Source organism: Nonomuraea guangzhouensis (genome assembly GCF_019396345.1).
Lineage (GTDB): Bacteria > Actinomycetota > Actinomycetes > Streptosporangiales > Streptosporangiaceae > Nonomuraea > Nonomuraea guangzhouensis.
This window is the reverse complement of record NZ_JAHKRM010000010.1, coordinates 340,903-356,397: the sequence shown is the minus strand read 5'-3', so window position 1 is coordinate 356,397 and position 15,495 is coordinate 340,903. Positions and strand designations below refer to the sequence as shown.

The window sequence follows — 15,495 nt, the reverse complement described above, 5'->3', positions numbered from 1 at the left end:
GGCCCCCTGCCGGGTGAGAGATTGCGGTTACTTTGGCGCCCACCCGTCTCGGAGGACACGCGTGCCACACTTACGCCCGGCCCTCGTCGCCGTCGCCCTCACCATGGCGATCGCGAGTCCCGCGCAAGCGGCCGCCGGCCCCAGGATCACCGTTGAGAACGGCCGCACGCAGCCGGTCTTCTCCTACGCGGACGCCGTCCGCGAATACGTGTACGTCGAGTCGAGCGTCGACAGCGACTCCGACGGCCGGTTGGACCGGGTGCGCGTCGACATCATCAGGCCCAAGGAGTCCGGTCCGGGGCTCAAGGTGCCGGTGATCATCGACGAGAGCCCGTACTACGACAATTCTGGACGCGGCAACGAGGCGGAGCGGAAGGTCTACGACGCCGCCGGGAACGTCACGAAATTTCCGCTCTTCTATGACAACTACTTCGTGCCGCGCGGCTACGCCGTCCTGAACGTCGACATGCTCGGCACCACCAGGTCCGACGGCTGCCCCGACATCGGCGGCAAGGCGGACGTCCTGGGCGGCAAGGCCGTTGTGGACTGGCTGAACGGCCGGGCCAAGGCCTACCGCGCGGACGGCACCCAGGCCGTGGCCGACTGGACCACCGGCAAGGCCGGGATGATCGGCAAGTCCTATGACGGCACGCTGGCCAACGCCGTGGCCGCCACCGGCGTGCGCGGCCTGGAGACGATCGTGCCGATCTCGGCGATCAGCTCCTGGTACAAGTACCAGCGCTCGAACGGCGTGGTCTACAACTACGAATACGCCTCCTGGCTGGCCAACTACGTCGACACCGACCCCGAGGCCAAGTGCCAGGCCGTCCGGGATCGCATGGACGCCGAGGACGGCGACGACACGGGCGACTACAACGCGTTCTGGGCCGAGCGAAACTACATCAACGGCCTGCTCGGCGACGTCTCCAAGGTCAGGGCCAGCGTCTTCGTGGTGCACACCGCCAACGACCTGAACGTCAAGCCGGACAACTTCTCCACCTGGTGGCAGGCCCTGGCCAAGCGGAACGTACCGCGCAAGATCTGGGTGGGCCAGTACCAGCACGTGGACCCGTTCGACTTCGAGGGCCGCAGGGACCTGTGGGTGGACACCCTGCACGGCTGGTTCGACCACTGGCTGCAGGGCGTACGCAACGAGGTCATGAACGCCCCGCGCGCCGACGTGCAGACCGGTCCGACGCAGTGGATCACCCAGCGCGACTGGCCGGCGCCACTGGCGGCGAACGTCGCGCTGCGGCCGGCCGCCGACGGCTCGCTCGGCCTCCTCCCGGCCAGGCGCGATGCCAGCGCCTCCTTCACCGACGTGGCGCTCGAGGAGGAGGAGATGATCGCCGACGTCGGTACGGCCAAGCCGGGCCGGGTGGCGTTCACCAGCGGCGCGCTCCCGCTCGACCTGCGCCTGTCCGGTACGCCCACAGCCGACCTTCGCGTCAAGCTCGACAAACCGGACGCCAACCTGACCGCCCTGCTCGTCGACTTCGGCGACGCCACCCGCGTCGACTGGCGGCGCGGCCAGGGCATCACCACGCTCACCGAGGAGGACTGCCACGGCGACAGCACCGCCGCCGACGACGGCTGCTACCGCAAGGTGACCACGAACACGGTGACGCGCCCCGCCGAGATCGTCGCCCGCGGCTGGATCGACGTGCGCAACCGCGACTCGCTGAGCACTCCGTCGCCCCTGCCGGTCGGAACATGGGGCAAGGTCAAGTGGCAGACGCTGCCGCACGACTACACCTTCCGGAAGGGGCACCGGATCGCCCTGATCGTCGCGGGCACCGACACGACGTACACCTCCGAGGCGGGTACGGGCGCGAACGTCACGCTCGACCTGGCCAGGAGCAGTGTGATCGTGCCGTTCACGCAGGGGGCGCCGATGGTGGACGTGCCGAAGGACACGAGCCAGTTCCGCGGACCGGCGCGGATCGACCTGCCGGAGCCGGAGAACACCTTCTTCTAAAAGCCGTCAGGTGGTGGCGGACCGGTCCGCCACCACCTGGGGTTCCCTTGAGCTATCCGCAGTTCGTCCAGTAGCCGCCGCCCTTTCCGTCGGCCACGAACGCTCCCTTGGCGTTGGCCACGGTCCAGGACAGGCGCAGGTTGAGGGTGCCGCTGCTGCGGGCGACGCCCGTGGTGTTCTCGCCGTCGCCGCTGGACGTACCGGTCCACCGTACGGTGATCCGCCCGAACTCGGTGGCGGGCGGCCCCGGACAGCCGGGCCGTGAGGCGGGCACGCGGACCCGGAACGCGTGCGCGGAGACCGCGATCCCCTTCGATCCGGACACCGCGGTGACCTTACAGTCACCCGGACAAACCAACCTGAATGATCCGGTACGGCGGGTGCCCAGGTTGATCGACGACGGCGACAGGCTCGCGACCGGGGGATGGGGGCCGGGCAGGGCTATCTTCTGCGGCCGGACCTCGCCGGTGGGGGTGTCGCTCAGCTTGGATTCCGGGTTGGACGGCGCTGCCGTGGCACTCGGGCCGCCCTTGGCCGACGGGGTGGGCGCGGGGCCGGTCGCCGTCACGCCGGCCGGTGGCGGGACAACCGTGGGGTTGAGCATGACGTTGGGGCCGTTCGCCGGTGGTGCGGCCGGGAGGGTTTCGGTGTTCGACAGCCGGTTGGTGTGCGTCTCGGACGTGGCGGGGCGCTGGCGGCTCTGCAGGCCGGACCAGGCGAGACTCGCCACCAGCATCCCGGCGCCGACGAGCAGCCCCACCGTGGCCACGGACCGGATGGTGAACCGGCCGTCGGGCCCGAAGTCGTCGGGACGGTTACGCCAGAACTCCGTGTCCGGGTCCTCCGGGCGGTCGCCCCAGATATCCGCGTCCGGTCCAGCGCCTCCTGGGCCGATGTCGATGCTGGGGGTCGCGACCAGGAGGTCTCGGTGCTCGCCCCCGGCGAGGATCAGGGCGTCGCGGTGGGCGCCGGCGGTGGTGAACAGGGCGTCCGGGCGGTTTGTGGTGAATGGTTCGTTTCGGTGGGTGGTGAGCAGGGCGTCCTCGTGGCTGCCTGCCGTGCTGGACGGTCCGTTCCGGCGGGTGGCGAGGGCGTCCTGGTGGGCGCCGGTGGTCGCGATCAGAGCGTTCGGGCGCGTGCCGGTTGTGGCGAGCGGTCCGCCTCCGCGGGTGCCGGGAGTGGTGAGTGGCCCGTCTCTGCGAGTGCCGGGGGGCGTGAGCGGTCTGTCTCCGCGGGTGCTCGTGGCGTCTCGGTGGGTGTCTGGGGTGGGGGTGTCCCGGCGGGTACCCGGGGTGGCCGCGTCCCGGTGGGGGCTCGTGGTCGTGGCGTCCCGGCGGCTGCTCGGGGCCGAGGGGGCCGGGCGGCTCCTGGCGGCGGGGGTGTCGCGGCGGGTGCCGCTGGCCGCCACGAATACGCCCTGCCTGTCGCGGGCGGTGGCCACCAGGACGTCCCGGTGACGATCGCCGAAGGGGTGCCGACCACGCGGCCCCGCACCGGCCGCCGGGCCCCGATCGGCCGCATCCGTCGGCGCCTGGCCGGCGGACGCATCCGGCACGGGCGGCTCACCGATGGGGGCGCTTAGAGGCGGTCGCTTGCGGGTGGGGGCGGCCGGCGTGGGCGGCTCTCCGACGGGGGCGGCCAGAGGCGGTCGGTTGCCGGTGGGCGCGGTCGCCGCGTGCGGGTCGGCCGGTGGTGTGCCGAGCTCGTGGCGGCTTTGCGCGGGCACCTCAGGCACCGGAGGCCCGCCGATGACCAGCCCAGGCAGCCGCAAGACCGGCTCGGACGGTGCCGAGGCCGCCTCGGGGAGCGGTGAGTCAGCCGGGCCATCCTGGTCCTGCTGACGGCTGTTGGGGGCGCTCTGCGGAGGAGCCGCCGGAGCCTCGTACGTGGGGGCGGCCAGGATGCCGGGAGCCGACGCGCCGGTAGCCGCGACGCGCCCCGGGAGGACGCCGGCAGCGGGTTTCCGGGCGAGCGGAATGGTGGTCTCGTGATCGCGATGCGCCGGACTCGCGTCCGGGTCGGACCGCTGAAGCGGGATGGCGGACGGGGCGTCGTGACGAGACGGGGCGGCGGACGGGGCGTCGTGACGAGACGGAGTGGCAGGTGGCGCGTCGGTTCGGGCCGGGGTGGTGGGCAGTGGGTTGTGCCGGGTCGGGACGGTGGTGGGGGCGCGATGGCTCCTGTGGGGTTTGCGCTCCTGGCCGGCGGCAGCCGCGCCCGCCGCCGGCCAGGTGCTTCCCCTGGTCGCCGCCGTGGGGTCGGCGATCGGGGAGATCAGCATGGGAGCGGCCTCGACCAGCCCCCGAACCTGCACGGGGAACCCGTCCACGCGCCACAGCTCGCCCGCGTCCGGCAGCGGCTGTGCCCACGTCAGGCGGTCGCGCAGGGTGGGTGGAGCGGTGGCGATGGGCAGCTCACGCAGTAGTGTGGCCGCCACCACGGCCCGGGGCGCCGCCCGGCACGTGGGGCAGATGGGGATGTGGCGGCTGATGCGGGCTCGGTTGCGCCGTGTGGGCGTCGTCGCCCAGGCCGTCACCTTGGCGGCGAGCTGGGCGCAGCCGTTGGCGGCCCGGGCGGCGATGACGGCGGAGAACCACCGCTCGACCCCGCGGGCCGCCTCGCTCACGATGGACGTCACGTCCGGAGGCGTCACATCGAAGATCACCGCGATCTCCTGATGCGTGAGCCCGTGCCGTACGGACAGGTCGAGCAACTCCCGCTGCAGGGTGTCCAGCGCGCGCAGGGCCTCGGGCAGCAGGTCCGGCATCCGGCCGGAACGCGACCACGAACCGGTGCTCGCCGGGCCGGCCACGGCCGCGCGATGCGCCCGGGCCAGCCCGTAGAGCCACGGCCGCACCAGGGAGGAGTCGACGACCCGGTGCGTGTGGCCGTGCGCTGACAGCAGCGCCCCGGCGACCGCCAGTTCGGCCTCGCTCTGGGCGAGCTCCGTCCGGCAATAGTCGTAGAGGTGGGACCCGTACTCGTCGCACAGGTCGCGGATCTCTTCTCGTACGTCCTCGGTCAACGTCCGCCACATCACCTGTGCCACCTCCTTCCAGAGCTACCGAAGAGTCACCCAAAAACCGGAGAAGCCTCAGCCAGGTAACTGCTCCGCGATCTCCGTCGCCCAGTAGGTGATCACGCTCCCGGCGCCCGCCCGCCGGATCGCCGTCAGGCTCTCCCGGATGGCGCGGTCGCGGTTGAGCCACCCCTGGGCGGCGGCGGCCTCGATCGCGGCGTACTCGCCGGAGGTCTGGTAGGCGGAGACCGGCACGTGGACCGCGTCGGCCACCATGCGTACGACGTCCAGATAGAGGCCCGCCGGTTTGACCATCACCATGTCGGCCCCCTCCTCGATGTCCAGCAGCACCTCGCGCAGCGCCTCGCGGCTGTTGGCGGGATCCTGCTGGGCGGTCGAGCGGGTGCCGGTCAGCCGCGATTCGACGGCGTCGCGGAACGGGCCGTAGAAGGCGGAGTCGTACTTGGCGGCATAGGCCAGGATCGCCACCCGATGGTGGCCGGCCCGGTCGAGTGCCTGCCTGACGGCGGCGACCTGGCCGTCCATCATGCCGCTCGGCGCCACCACGTGCGCGCCCGCGTTGGCCTGGGCGATCGCCACCTCGGCGTAGGCCCGCAGGGTGGCGTCGTTGTCGACGTCGCCGGTCGCGTCCAGGACGCCGACCTGGCCGTGCTCGGTGTACTCGTCCAGGTTGATGTCGCTGATCACCACGGTGGCGTCGCCCACTTCCTTGGCGACGTCGGCGATGGCCAGCTGCGCGATGCCGCACGGGTCCCAGGCGCCGTAGCCCTCGGGGTCCTTCTCGGCCGGGATGCCGAAGATCAGCAGGCCGCCGACGCCCGCGGTGGCCGCGGCCGAGGCCGCCTTGCGCAGGCTGTCGCGGGTGTGCTGGACCTGGCCGGGCATGCTGGGGATGTCACGGGGTTCGTCGAGTCCTTCGCGTACGAACAGGGGCTGCACCAGGTCGGCCGGGTGCAGCCGCGTTTCGGCGACCAGGCCGCGCAGGGCGGAGGTCCGCCGCAGGCGGCGGGGACGGTCAGCGGGGAAGCTCATGGGTCCTAGCCTCCGATTACCTTGCCGAGGAAAACACGTTCCGCGTGCCTGACAGCATCCGCGGGCGGGAGCCGGTACCAGTAGCCGGTGGTGCTGCGCGCGGTGATGTTGAGCCGGCGCAGGTGGCACAGGTGTTCGGCCGTCTTGACCGCCAGCCCGTCCGGGTCGATCACCGGCAGGCCGTGCAGTTCGTGCACGCCGAGGTGGACGAGGATCTCGTTCGGGATGCCTTCGGCGGGCACCAGCCACTGCGCGCCCGCGTCCGCCGCCCGTTTCGCGGCCTTGGTGTACGCCTCGAGCAGCGGGCCGAAGTCCTGGGCCAGGGCTCGCTGGACGAGGGTGGTGCCGTCCTCCACCACCTGATATGAGGCCAGGTCGGCGCCCGCCGCCCGGATGTTCTCGGTGATCGGTTCGGCCAGGTAGGGGATGAAGCCCAGCACGCCGAGCCGGTGGCGCTCCATGCGCGCCGCCTGCCAGACCGCGTCGCCGTAGCCGACCACGGGGATCGACACGCGTGTGCGGGCGGCGGCCAGCCCGGGGTCCTGCCCCGCGCCGCTGATCCAGGCCGCGCACCCGTCGCGTTCGGCCGCCACGGCCGTCTGGGCGAAGTAGTTGCCGAACAGCAGTCCCAGCTGCCCGTAGCCAACCAGGTGCTCGGGCAGGTCGGTGCCATATGTGTCGGCCGGCAACGTGTGGATCTCCACCTCGGTGCCGGGTTCGGTGATCTTGGATAGGTGCTCGGCGTACAGTTTGTCCAGCAGCGCCGACCGGCCCTCGACGGTGTGTTTCTGGAACCAGATGCGCATGTCAGCCATGCCTCACGTGAGATTGATGGGGCGTTAAGCGATTGGGCATCGTGTCGAGCATCGAGGCTTGCGCCAGGTAGGCGCGGGTGGACTCCGGATCGCCGGCGATGGCGCGCAGCCCCGCCATGGCCGCCGCCAGCTTTGTGGTGTCTCGGTCCTGCACACCGGCCACCCGTGCTTCACTGCGCGGGATCACCCGGTTGACCAGTACGGTGCGCCGCCGCCACGCCCACGCGTCCAGCGCGGCGGGTGCGGTGAACCCGCCGAGCACGGCCGCGAGCACCTGGCCGATCTCGACGGCGTCGTGGATGCCGGCGTTCATGTTCAGGCCGCCGGCCGTGGAGGTCAGGTGGGCGGCGTCGCCTGCGAACAGCACCCGCCCGCACCGGTAGGAGCCCAGCACACCGCGGGCCAGGCTGTACCGGTCGGCCCCGATCACCCGGATCGGCGTCTTCTCGGTGGGCAGGGCGCGGTGCACCAGTTTGGCGATGTTCTGGGGATTGAGCGGGTCGCGGGCGTCGCCCGGGATCCTGATGATGATCCGCCAGTGATCGGGCAGCGCCAGCAGGCTGCACGACTGGCGGGAGTCGCGGATGTAGGTCAGCGGTGCCAGGCCGGGCAGCAGCGCGTCGAGCGGTGAGTCGGTGAAGACCCGCAGCGCCTGCGTCGGATACTCCGAGCGCGGGAACGGCAGGCCGAGCGAGCTGCGCACGGTGCTGTGCGCGCCGTCGGCCGCGACCACGTAGCGGGCACGCGCCCACGTACGGCCGATGCGCAGCCGGACGCCCGTGCCGCCCTCGGCGATCCCGTCGACCGGGGTGCCGAAGCGCACCTCCGCCTCCGGGTAGGCCGACAGCGCCTCCAGCAGCAGCGCGGTGAGCGTGGACTGCTCGGCGTGCAACCGGAACGGGTGCTCGGTCAGGCCGTCGAGGCTGCCCATCAGCATCTCGGCCAGCACCCGGCCCGCCCGGTCACGCCACTGCACCCGCTCCACCACCCGGCCACGGGCGATCAGCGCGGTGGCGATCCCGAGCTCCTCCAGCAGGTCGAGCGTGGCCGGGTGGAAGGTCGAGGCCCGCGATTGCCGGCCGAGGCCCGGCTCGCGTTCCAGGACCGTCACCGGCACGCCGGCCCGCGCCAGCGTGAGCGCCGCGGTCAGCCCGACCGGGCCCGCGCCGACCACGGTGACGCCGTTCATGACCGCCCCTGCGCGACCGGGCGGTGCGGCACCCGGCTGAGCGTGACCGGCTGACCGGTCGCGTGCGCCAGCGCCCACCAGGCGCTGCACAGGTTCGAGGTGAGCAGGATCCGGTCGTTGCCGGCGCCCAGGGGCCCCAGCGCGGGCAGGGTGGACATCCCGGTGCCGCTGAACAGCACCACCGCGTCGCTCGGCAGACCGGCCTGTTCCACCTGCTCGACCAGTTCGTTCGGCGTGACGGTGTACGGAGAGAAGCCGCCCTGCGCCCGTACCGGGATCACTCGGGTGACGCGCAGGCCCGCCGCCGCCCAGAACCGTTCGGCGAGCTCGGTGAGCCAGGGCTGATACGGCGAGACGAGCACGAACTCCTGTGCCCCGATGTGCTCCAGCGCCTCCCGCGTCGCCAGTGTCGCCGAGGCGAAGGGGATGCCCGCCTCACCGCTCAGCTTGTCGCACCTCTCACGATCTTCCTCGGGTGCGAACAGATATCGCGAGCCGCTGCACGCCATGACCAGTGCGTCGAGCGGCAGGTCGCCGAACGAGCAGATCATCGCGGGCAGGACCTCGTTGTAGGTCTCCAGCCGCTCGGCCAGTGTCAGGCCGGGCCGTACCGGGAAACGGCTCACGTACATGTCGGCCCGGGACCCGAACAGCCGCGCCATTTCGGGCTCCACCGATGGGTTCGCCGGCGGTACCAGTACGCCGACCCGGCCGCGGCTCATCAGGCGCTCCTGGCTGGATGGTCGAGTGAGAAGGCAGGCAGTTCGAGGGAGAACAGCTCGCACAAGGCGTCCGCGTAGCTCTCTCCCAGGGGCGAGTCGGCGTGGCTGGTCACCCGGCTGATCGGCTCGCGCAGGAAGGCGTCGACCACCCGCTGGACGGCGTCCTTGATCTCGGCGCGGGCCGCGGCGTCCAGGCTGGGCGCGCGGGAGGCAAGCCGTCCGAGCTCGGCGTCCGCGACGGCGGCCGCCTTCCGTTTCAGTGCTTGTACGACGGGGACGGTATGCGGCACCGGCACCGTTGGGACGCTTCTGGAGCCATTAGGGCAGCGGTACGAAGCCCCCAGAGCGTTCCCGCCTTCGCCGGCGGTCGCCCGGCGGGCGAGGGTGGCGGGCATCAGCAACCCGACCAAGCCGCGGCCCAGAACGCCGCCTCCCGACGCGCCCGCGCCTCGTCCCAGTCAGTGAGGACAAGCCGGATCTCGCCGCGCTCCACTCCTAGGAGATCCACCGCTGCCCCGATCACGGTATCGGCGAACTCCCGTTGTCTGTCTACTGCCAGTCCTGCCGGGGATTCGACCTGGATGGTGAGCATGAGTTCCTCCTGCGAGGGAGCCTGGGGGGTTCAAGGAACGGCCTGAGGGAGTCAGGGAACCTGGTGGAGCGCCTGGTCGATCACGCTGATCGCCTGGTCCGACACCTGCCGGATGTGGCGAAGCCGGTGGACGGTGCGCGCCGTCAGCTCGGGTGGGGTCTGCGGCGGCACGCCGCCGTCGGCGGCCACCTGGGTGGGGATGCTCTGAAGGGGATTGCTCTGAAGAGGGATGGTCTGTAGCGGAATGCTCGCGGGCTGTGTGTCGTCGATATCGGGCCTGGCGCTCGGCGGCAGCACGTGCCGGACGCTGGGCGAGCGCACTTCGTAGGGGTGCGGATACGGCCTGCGGGTCTCGTTCGCGAGCATGATCACTCCTGTCAGCGCTGGTCAAGGGCCCGGAATGCGGACGGGTCTTGGACACCGAAGCGGGCCAGCTCGTGCTCGGCCTCGCTGCGGACCTGGACGAAGCTGTCGCGGAGCTCGGCGAGCAGGCTGCGCAGCAGCACCAGCTCCGCTTCCGCCTCTCGCAGGGAGGGACGGCGTGGCCGGTTGCTGGTGGCCGCGACGGCTACGCGGATCAGTGCCGCGACGCCGAGCAGGACCGCCACCGCCAGGCAGGCCACCAGCACCGTCGAGAAGCCCGGCATCGGTCCGGCCAGCATGGGATGGTCGACCAGCACCGAGGCGCCGGCCACGCCGATGGCTCCGCCGAGCATGCGCGCGGTGTTGATCGCGCCGACCGCCGAGGCGTACTGGCTGGGGTCGGCGGCCATCGAGCCGACCATGAACGTTCCGGTGGACAGGAAGCCGAACCCGGTGCCCAGCATGACCGCGCCCAGCAGGCACCACAGGTTCGGGTACGGCTGGGCCAGCATCAGCGCACAGCCCGTGCCGAGCGTGAGGGCACCGCCGTAGATGACGCCGTTGATGCCGATGCGCCGGCTGATCGGTGCGGCCATCGGGCTCGAAACGATCATGGCGATGGAGATCGGGGTGAGCCAGAGGCCGATGGTGCTGGTGTCGAACTCGGCGTTGCGCAGGTAGAGCGGCCCCATGGCCAGCACGACGAAGGATGCGGCTCCGTACATGGAGGAGGTGGCGCCGGCCCACAGAAAGCCGGGACGCCGCCACAGGCTCATGTCGATCGCTCCGGCGCGATGCCGCCACGAGATCGCGATGGCCCCGGCCAACAGCAGCCCGCCGCCTCCCGCGCACGCCAGCGTGCGCACGGAGGTCCAGCCCCACAGGCTGCCCTGGGAGATGGCCAGCACCGCTCCCGCGACCGCGCCGATCAGCAGCACCGCGCCGAACAGGTCAGGTACGCCCTGCCTGGTGCCGCGGTTGCGGGGCAGCGCCGGGGTGAGCATCAGCAGCGCCGCCGCGAGTCCCGCGCCGGGCAGGAACAGGCCGCGCCAGCCGTACTCGGTCAGCAGCCAGCCCCCGCCCCCTTGCAGGGCCAGGGCCCCGATGCCGGACGACGCGCTCCACAGCGCGATGGCTCCGGCGCGGCGGTTGGCGGGCAGCTCGCCGAGCAGCAGCGCCAGCGAGGCGGGGAACATCAGCGCCGCGCCCACGCCCTGTGCCACCCGCCCGGCGAGGAGCAGGGTCCAGGACGGGGCGGCGATGACCGTCGTCGCGCCCAGCCCGTACAGGGCCAGCCCGAGCGCGAGGATGCTGCGCCTGCCCAGGAGGTCGGCGAAGCGCCCGGCGATGGCCAGCAGCGCGGCGACGGCGGCGAAGTTGACCGTGCTCACCCAGGTGACCTCGGACAGCGGCAGGGCCGCCGCCAGCGGGTCTCGGCTGAGCACGGGGATCGCCAAGGTCGTCGCGGTGCTGTCCGCCATGATCGCGACCACCACTCCGGAGGCGACCAGCCGCAGTACGGCGAACCGCCCCCGGATCCGGCGAGCCGACGGCATCGCGGGCATCACCGTGGGACCGGTGACGCCCTCGCGGATGGGCGTCAAGGTCATCGGGCCGACTCCGCGTAGCTGAGTTCGGGCTCGACCGGGGCCGGAACGGGTTCGGCGGGAACCGGCACCGGGCTGTTGTTCGGCACGCTCGCGGCGACGACCCGCTCGGTCAGGCCGAGGTCGCGGCTGCTCTCGCGGACCCTGGACGGCACGTCGCCGCCGGCCAGCGTCAGGGCGACCTGCGCGGCCAGGGCCAGGTGCTCGGCACAGCGGCGGGCCACCTTGGCCTCCAGACCGGCGATCTGGGCCAGCCTGAGCCGCAGCTGCTCCACGGTCGCGGTGCGTTGGAGCCCGTCGAGATCGGCGAGCCTGTCGGGCCAGCGCAGCGACCGGCTGAGCTGCGTCTCCACCTCGAGGGTGATCTCGTCGATGGACAGGTCCCGGTCCTTCAGCGGGTTGGCGATCATGACGGCCATGACCGCGGTCTGGTCGAAGTCGGCCAGCCGGCCCCTCAGCGCCGCGGCCAGCATGCGGGCGCGGTGGTGCAGGCAGTCGGCGCTCCAACCGAGCACCAGCAGGCGATCGGCGCCCGCCTCCGTGTGCCACCCGGCGAGCCGCAGCTCGCGGGCCATGCGGTGTTGCACACTCCACCGGTCGGGGGTGTCGTCCACCCAGACCTGTACGCCGCCAAGTGGCAGCTCGGTTACATGGATCACATCTCTCTCTGGGGCCGCCCGAGCGCAGACGCGTCTGATCACGTTCGCCTGCGCGGGCGGAGCTGGATTCTTCGAGAACCAGGAACGGACCTTGGAATCGATGGAATCGACGGTCACGTCCGGCCACCTCCTCGCCGGAGACTCTCCAGAACCCTCCGGCTGTCAAGTCTCAGTTACCACGATCAGTACGATAGTGGGCGTCCCCCGCTCGTTGTGTCAACTGACAGTTTTCGTATACATTGACCTCCCGCTGCGGAGTTTCGCTTCCCGCGGGGCAGGGGACGGCGAGCCAGGCTTCCTTTACGCTGGAGGCTTGTGGCGGCTGGGAGGTACGAGTGGCGAACTTCGCCGAGCGACTCGATCTCGCTCTGAGCAAGCGCGGCTTTTCGGGGGCTCAACTTGCCGCGGCCCTCACCGAGGCCGGCATCCCGATCACCCGCGCCTACGTCAGCCAGTTGCGCACGGGCAAGCAGACCAACCCGACCCTCCAGGTGCTCCGCGCCCTCGCCGCCTGCCTTCAGGTGAGCGTGGGCTGGCTGCTGGGCGAGGACACCGTGGACTCCGGCGCGGTCGAGGAGCTCCAGTTGCGGGCCGCCGCGATCGGCGTGTCCGCCTCCGGGCTCTCCGACGGGTCGCTGAGCGTCCTGCGCGGCGTGATAGCGCTCGCGCGCGCGGCCGAAGGGCTGCCCGAACAGCCGGAGGCCACCGCCCCCGAGATCCCCGAAGCCGCGGCCCCGCTGACCGAGCCGCAACGCGAGGCGCTCGGCGACCGCCTGCGCAACCTCCGGCTGATCGCGCGTATGTCGCCGGAAGAGGTCGAGACCTCCCTGGGCCGGGGCGCCGCCGCCATCGGTGCGATCGAGGAGGGCCGCGTCACGCCCGCGCCCGTCACGGTCGAGCGGCTGCTCACCCTCTACGGTGTGACCGCCCCGCCCACCCGCGAGTACGTCCTGTCGCTGGCTCGCGGCGAACGCCCGCCCTCCTGGTACGACGCCGGCTCCGTGCCCGTCTGGATGGCCGCGACGTACGCGCTGGAGCAGCGGGCCTCACTGATCCGCACCTACCAGACCCAGCTCGTCCCGCCGCTGCTGCAGACCGAGGCGTACGCGCGGGCCGCCATCGAGGTGGCCGGCAACGCCGGGCTCGGCCAGACGTCGGCCGACGCGGCCGTGGGCCTGATCCGCTCCCGCCAGGCGCTGCTGAACCACGCCGACGGCCCCGTGCTGTGGGCGGTGATCGACGAGAGCGTCCTGCTGCGCTCGATCGCCGACCCCCGGACGCAGGCGGCTCAGCTCGACCGGCTGATCGAGTACGCCAAGCGGCCCAACATCTCGCTGCACATCGTGCCGATCGACGATCCGATCTATCTGCCCCGTAGCGGATCGTTCACCATGTGGCGCTTCCCGGAGGCCTTCGAGCCCGACGTGGCCTGCGCCCACGCCATCGACTCCGATGAAGTGATCACCGACGCGGCCGCGGTCGAGGCCTACCACCAGGCCTTCACCAAGTTGTCGGTCACCACCACCATGGGCGACGAAACTCACGAGTTGCTGTATGCGCACCGTGACCGCCTGACCCATAGATGATCTGACACTTCCCCGCGCCACAACGGGAAATGGATATTTCCCAACAAATATTGCTCTTTCTATTGTCAGATGCGGGCGTTGATGGATCATTGGTATTGTTGGACCAAATGAGTGGGGTCGGTGGGACCGAACTTTCTTCCTGGCGAGGGGAAAGGGGCAACACTCAATGCGTCAGCGTGCCATCCGAAATCTGACCAACCTTGACACCACCCGCGCGAGTGTCACCCGAATACTCGACGCCGCCGCGGGGGGGAAGAACCATTTCGAGGTTGACAGTGATGCGGTGCGCCGTTACGACGAGGCGGTTCCGGTCACCGGTTCCGCCGCACGAGCCGTCCTGCGCTACCTGACACGGGTGGTGAGTCACCTGGCCGGCGCCGGTATCGACCAGTTCCTGATCATCGGCAGTGGCGTGCCCAGCGCGCTGCCGCCCGGACATCAGTTACATGACGTCGCCCGCGACGCCTCGGCCGCCTCTGACGTCCGCGTGGTCTATGTCGAGAACGACCCCATGGTCCTGGCCAATGCCCACGTCACCATCGAGCGCGTCCACGACCTGGTCCGGGTCGTGGAAGGTGACGTACGGCAGATCGAGGAGATGCTGACCGACGAGGTCGTGGCCCGCTTCCTCGACTGGGAACGGCCTGTTGGGGTGTTGCTCCTGTCCACGCACAGCCTCAGCGACGACGAGCTGGCGTCCTTCGTGATCAAGCGCCTGCGCCACGCCGTCGTGGACGGCAGCTACCTGGCGCTCCTTCAGACCACCTTCGACGGGATCCCCACCGAACTGCTGCCCGCCATCAACGACCTGCTCGCGATGACGCTGCCAGGACACGTGATCCGCTCACGTGCCGAGGTGGCGGCCTTGATGGACGGGCTCGAACTGCTGGACCCGGGACTGGTGTGGGTCCCGCTCTGGCGGCCCGACGGCTTGGACTGCGCGTGCGCGGACCAGCCGAGCTCGTCGGGCAATTACGGCGCCGTGGCCCGCCTTCCCTGATCCGCCCGGCCATGGCGCCTTCGCGGGTGCCCGCGACCGAGGGTCCGGCCCGACGCACCGGCCGGACCCTCAGGGTCCAGAGCTAGTCCCACCAGAACGACCAGTAATGCCGGCCGATGATCTGCTCGGCGTAACTGTGCAGATCGCCCGGCCCCTGGACGACGTTGTCCGGGCAGAAGGTCCAGTGCTCGGCCGCCACGTGCAGCGCGTGCTCGGGCTCGACCGGCGGCGCGGCGACGCTCAGCTCCAGCGTGTTGAAGCCGACGCCGACCACCCGGACCCCGAACCGGTCCTCCCAGCTGCGCACCACCGCCGCCAGCGGCACCATCCACTCGTTGTGGTGCAGCGCCCCCTGCCAGCCCATCACGGCCAGCGCGTCGGCGCCCCGGTGCGCGGCGACCAGGCCGAGCGGCAGGCCCCTGGCCGACAGCTCACCGGCGTACCAGTCGGCGACGGCGCCCGGGTCGGCCCTCAGCACCCCCGGCGGCGCCGGGCCCGGACAGAGCGCGCCGAACGGCTCCAGCTCCTCCAGGGCGTCCGGCGGCATCTTGCCGACCCACTCCTGCCACACCTCGGCCATGAACCCCTCGGCCGTGAAGTGGTCGATCATCAGCACCTCGTCCGGCACGACCTGGCCGATCGACCAGGGCTGCGCGGACTCGTCCAGCAGGACGGGCCACAGGCCGCTACGGGGGTGGGCGGTCCGGAACCGCGCCCAGTCAGTGCCCGCCACGGCCTCGTCGCTCATCCAGAACGCGGGCCTGGCCGCCTCGCCCTGGTGCGTGTAGCCGGGATCGGGCCAGACGACGTCGCCCTCGGGCAGGCTGAGCGGCAGGAGCCGCCCTCTGCCGCGGTCGGCGAACAGCTGGCACACCTCACGTGGCAGCTGATGATCGTTCATGCCCTACCGTT

14 protein-coding genes are annotated in these 15,495 nt (G+C 71.3%); 3 read left to right on the top strand and 11 right to left on the bottom strand.

What is annotated here, in order from left to right:
• Window positions 1-61: 61 nt before the first annotated feature.
• Window positions 62-1,978: a Xaa-Pro dipeptidyl-peptidase gene (locus KME78_RS22885; RefSeq protein ID WP_219531151.1), complete on the top strand. Its 1,917-nt coding sequence runs from the start codon at window positions 62-64 to the stop codon at window positions 1,976-1,978.
• 52 nt (window positions 1,979-2,030) lie between these two features.
• Here KME78_RS22885 and KME78_RS22880 read toward each other — a convergent pair whose 3' ends face one another.
• From KME78_RS22880 to KME78_RS22835, 10 genes are all read right to left on the bottom strand, one after another.
• On the bottom strand, window positions 2,031-5,027 hold the full coding sequence (locus KME78_RS22880; protein ID WP_219531150.1) for a hypothetical protein: 2,997 nt from the start codon (window positions 5,025-5,027) through the stop codon (window positions 2,031-2,033).
• A gap of 45 nt (window positions 5,028-5,072) precedes the next feature.
• The gene (gene hemB / locus KME78_RS22875) at window positions 5,073-6,050 is read right to left on the bottom strand and encodes a porphobilinogen synthase (protein WP_219531149.1); all 978 of its coding nucleotides are present in this window, start codon (window positions 6,048-6,050) and stop codon (window positions 5,073-5,075) included.
• Between the two features lie 5 nt (window positions 6,051-6,055).
• Window positions 6,056-6,865 (bottom strand): aspartate/glutamate racemase family protein, encoded by an 810-nt coding sequence (locus tag KME78_RS22870; RefSeq protein WP_219531148.1) that lies wholly within the window; start codon window positions 6,863-6,865, stop codon window positions 6,056-6,058.
• A complete protein-coding gene (locus KME78_RS22865) occupies window positions 6,858-8,054 on the bottom strand; it encodes an FAD-dependent oxidoreductase (RefSeq protein ID WP_219531147.1) in 1,197 nt (398 codons plus the stop codon). Before KME78_RS22865 ends, KME78_RS22870 begins: the two co-directional genes overlap by 8 nt.
• Window positions 8,051-8,776: a maleate cis-trans isomerase family protein gene (locus KME78_RS22860; RefSeq protein ID WP_219531146.1), complete on the bottom strand. Its 726-nt coding sequence runs from the start codon at window positions 8,774-8,776 to the stop codon at window positions 8,051-8,053. The genes KME78_RS22865 and KME78_RS22860 overlap by 4 nt, the downstream gene beginning before the upstream one ends.
• Complete coding sequence (locus KME78_RS22855; RefSeq protein WP_219531145.1) at window positions 8,776-9,072, bottom strand: glutamyl-tRNA reductase; 297 nt, start codon at window positions 9,070-9,072, stop codon at window positions 8,776-8,778. The genes KME78_RS22860 and KME78_RS22855 overlap by 1 nt, the downstream gene beginning before the upstream one ends.
• 98 nt (window positions 9,073-9,170) lie before the next feature.
• A complete protein-coding gene (locus tag KME78_RS22850) occupies window positions 9,171-9,368 on the bottom strand; it encodes a tautomerase family protein (RefSeq protein WP_214635801.1) in 198 nt (65 codons plus the stop codon).
• Between the two features lie 51 nt (window positions 9,369-9,419).
• Window positions 9,420-9,734, bottom strand: coding sequence for a hypothetical protein (locus KME78_RS22845; protein WP_219531144.1), 315 nt, complete (start codon window positions 9,732-9,734; stop codon window positions 9,420-9,422).
• 11 nt (window positions 9,735-9,745) lie between these two features.
• Entirely contained in the window at window positions 9,746-11,341 is a 1,596-nt protein-coding gene (locus tag KME78_RS22840) for an MFS transporter (RefSeq protein WP_219531143.1), read from the bottom strand.
• Window positions 11,338-11,997: a hypothetical protein gene (locus tag KME78_RS22835; protein ID WP_219531142.1), complete on the bottom strand. Its 660-nt coding sequence runs from the start codon at window positions 11,995-11,997 to the stop codon at window positions 11,338-11,340. Before KME78_RS22835 ends, KME78_RS22840 begins: the two co-directional genes overlap by 4 nt.
• Window positions 11,998-12,332: 335 nt before the next feature.
• Here KME78_RS22835 and KME78_RS22830 point away from each other — a divergent pair, with 335 nt between their 5' ends.
• Both KME78_RS22830 and KME78_RS22825 read left to right on the top strand, forming a co-directional pair.
• Window positions 12,333-13,583 carry a helix-turn-helix domain-containing protein gene (locus KME78_RS22830; protein ID WP_219531141.1) on the top strand — a complete coding sequence of 417 codons (1,251 nt, stop codon included), beginning with the start codon at window positions 12,333-12,335 and terminating at the stop codon, window positions 13,581-13,583.
• A gap of 166 nt (window positions 13,584-13,749) precedes the next feature.
• Window positions 13,750-14,583: an SAM-dependent methyltransferase gene (locus tag KME78_RS22825; protein ID WP_219531140.1), complete on the top strand. Its 834-nt coding sequence runs from the start codon at window positions 13,750-13,752 to the stop codon at window positions 14,581-14,583.
• A gap of 82 nt (window positions 14,584-14,665) precedes the next feature.
• Here KME78_RS22825 and KME78_RS22820 read toward each other — a convergent pair whose 3' ends face one another.
• Window positions 14,666-15,484 carry a DUF4253 domain-containing protein gene (locus KME78_RS22820; RefSeq protein ID WP_219531139.1) on the bottom strand — a complete coding sequence of 273 codons (819 nt, stop codon included), beginning with the start codon at window positions 15,482-15,484 and terminating at the stop codon, window positions 14,666-14,668.
• Between the last annotated feature and the right edge of the window lie 11 nt (window positions 15,485-15,495).

Coding starts and splice junctions, on each gene's coding strand:
- KME78_RS22850 (WP_214635801.1), bottom strand. CDS start 9,368: ATGCTCACCATCCAGGTCGAATCCCCGGCAGGACTGGCAGTAGACAGA.
- KME78_RS22840 (WP_219531143.1), bottom strand. CDS start 11,341: ATGACCTTGACGCCCATCCGCGAGGGCGTCACCGGTCCCACGGTGATG.
- KME78_RS22860 (WP_219531146.1), bottom strand. CDS start 8,776: ATGAGCCGCGGCCGGGTCGGCGTACTGGTACCGCCGGCGAACCCATCG.
- hemB (WP_219531149.1), bottom strand. CDS start 6,050: ATGAGCTTCCCCGCTGACCGTCCCCGCCGCCTGCGGCGGACCTCCGCC.
- KME78_RS22845 (WP_219531144.1), bottom strand. CDS start 9,734: ATGCTCGCGAACGAGACCCGCAGGCCGTATCCGCACCCCTACGAAGTG.
- KME78_RS22870 (WP_219531148.1), bottom strand. CDS start 6,865: ATGGCTGACATGCGCATCTGGTTCCAGAAACACACCGTCGAGGGCCGG.
- KME78_RS22825 (WP_219531140.1), top strand. CDS start 13,750: ATGCGTCAGCGTGCCATCCGAAATCTGACCAACCTTGACACCACCCGC.
- KME78_RS22820 (WP_219531139.1), bottom strand. CDS start 15,484: ATGAACGATCATCAGCTGCCACGTGAGGTGTGCCAGCTGTTCGCCGAC.
- KME78_RS22865 (WP_219531147.1), bottom strand. CDS start 8,054: ATGAACGGCGTCACCGTGGTCGGCGCGGGCCCGGTCGGGCTGACCGCG.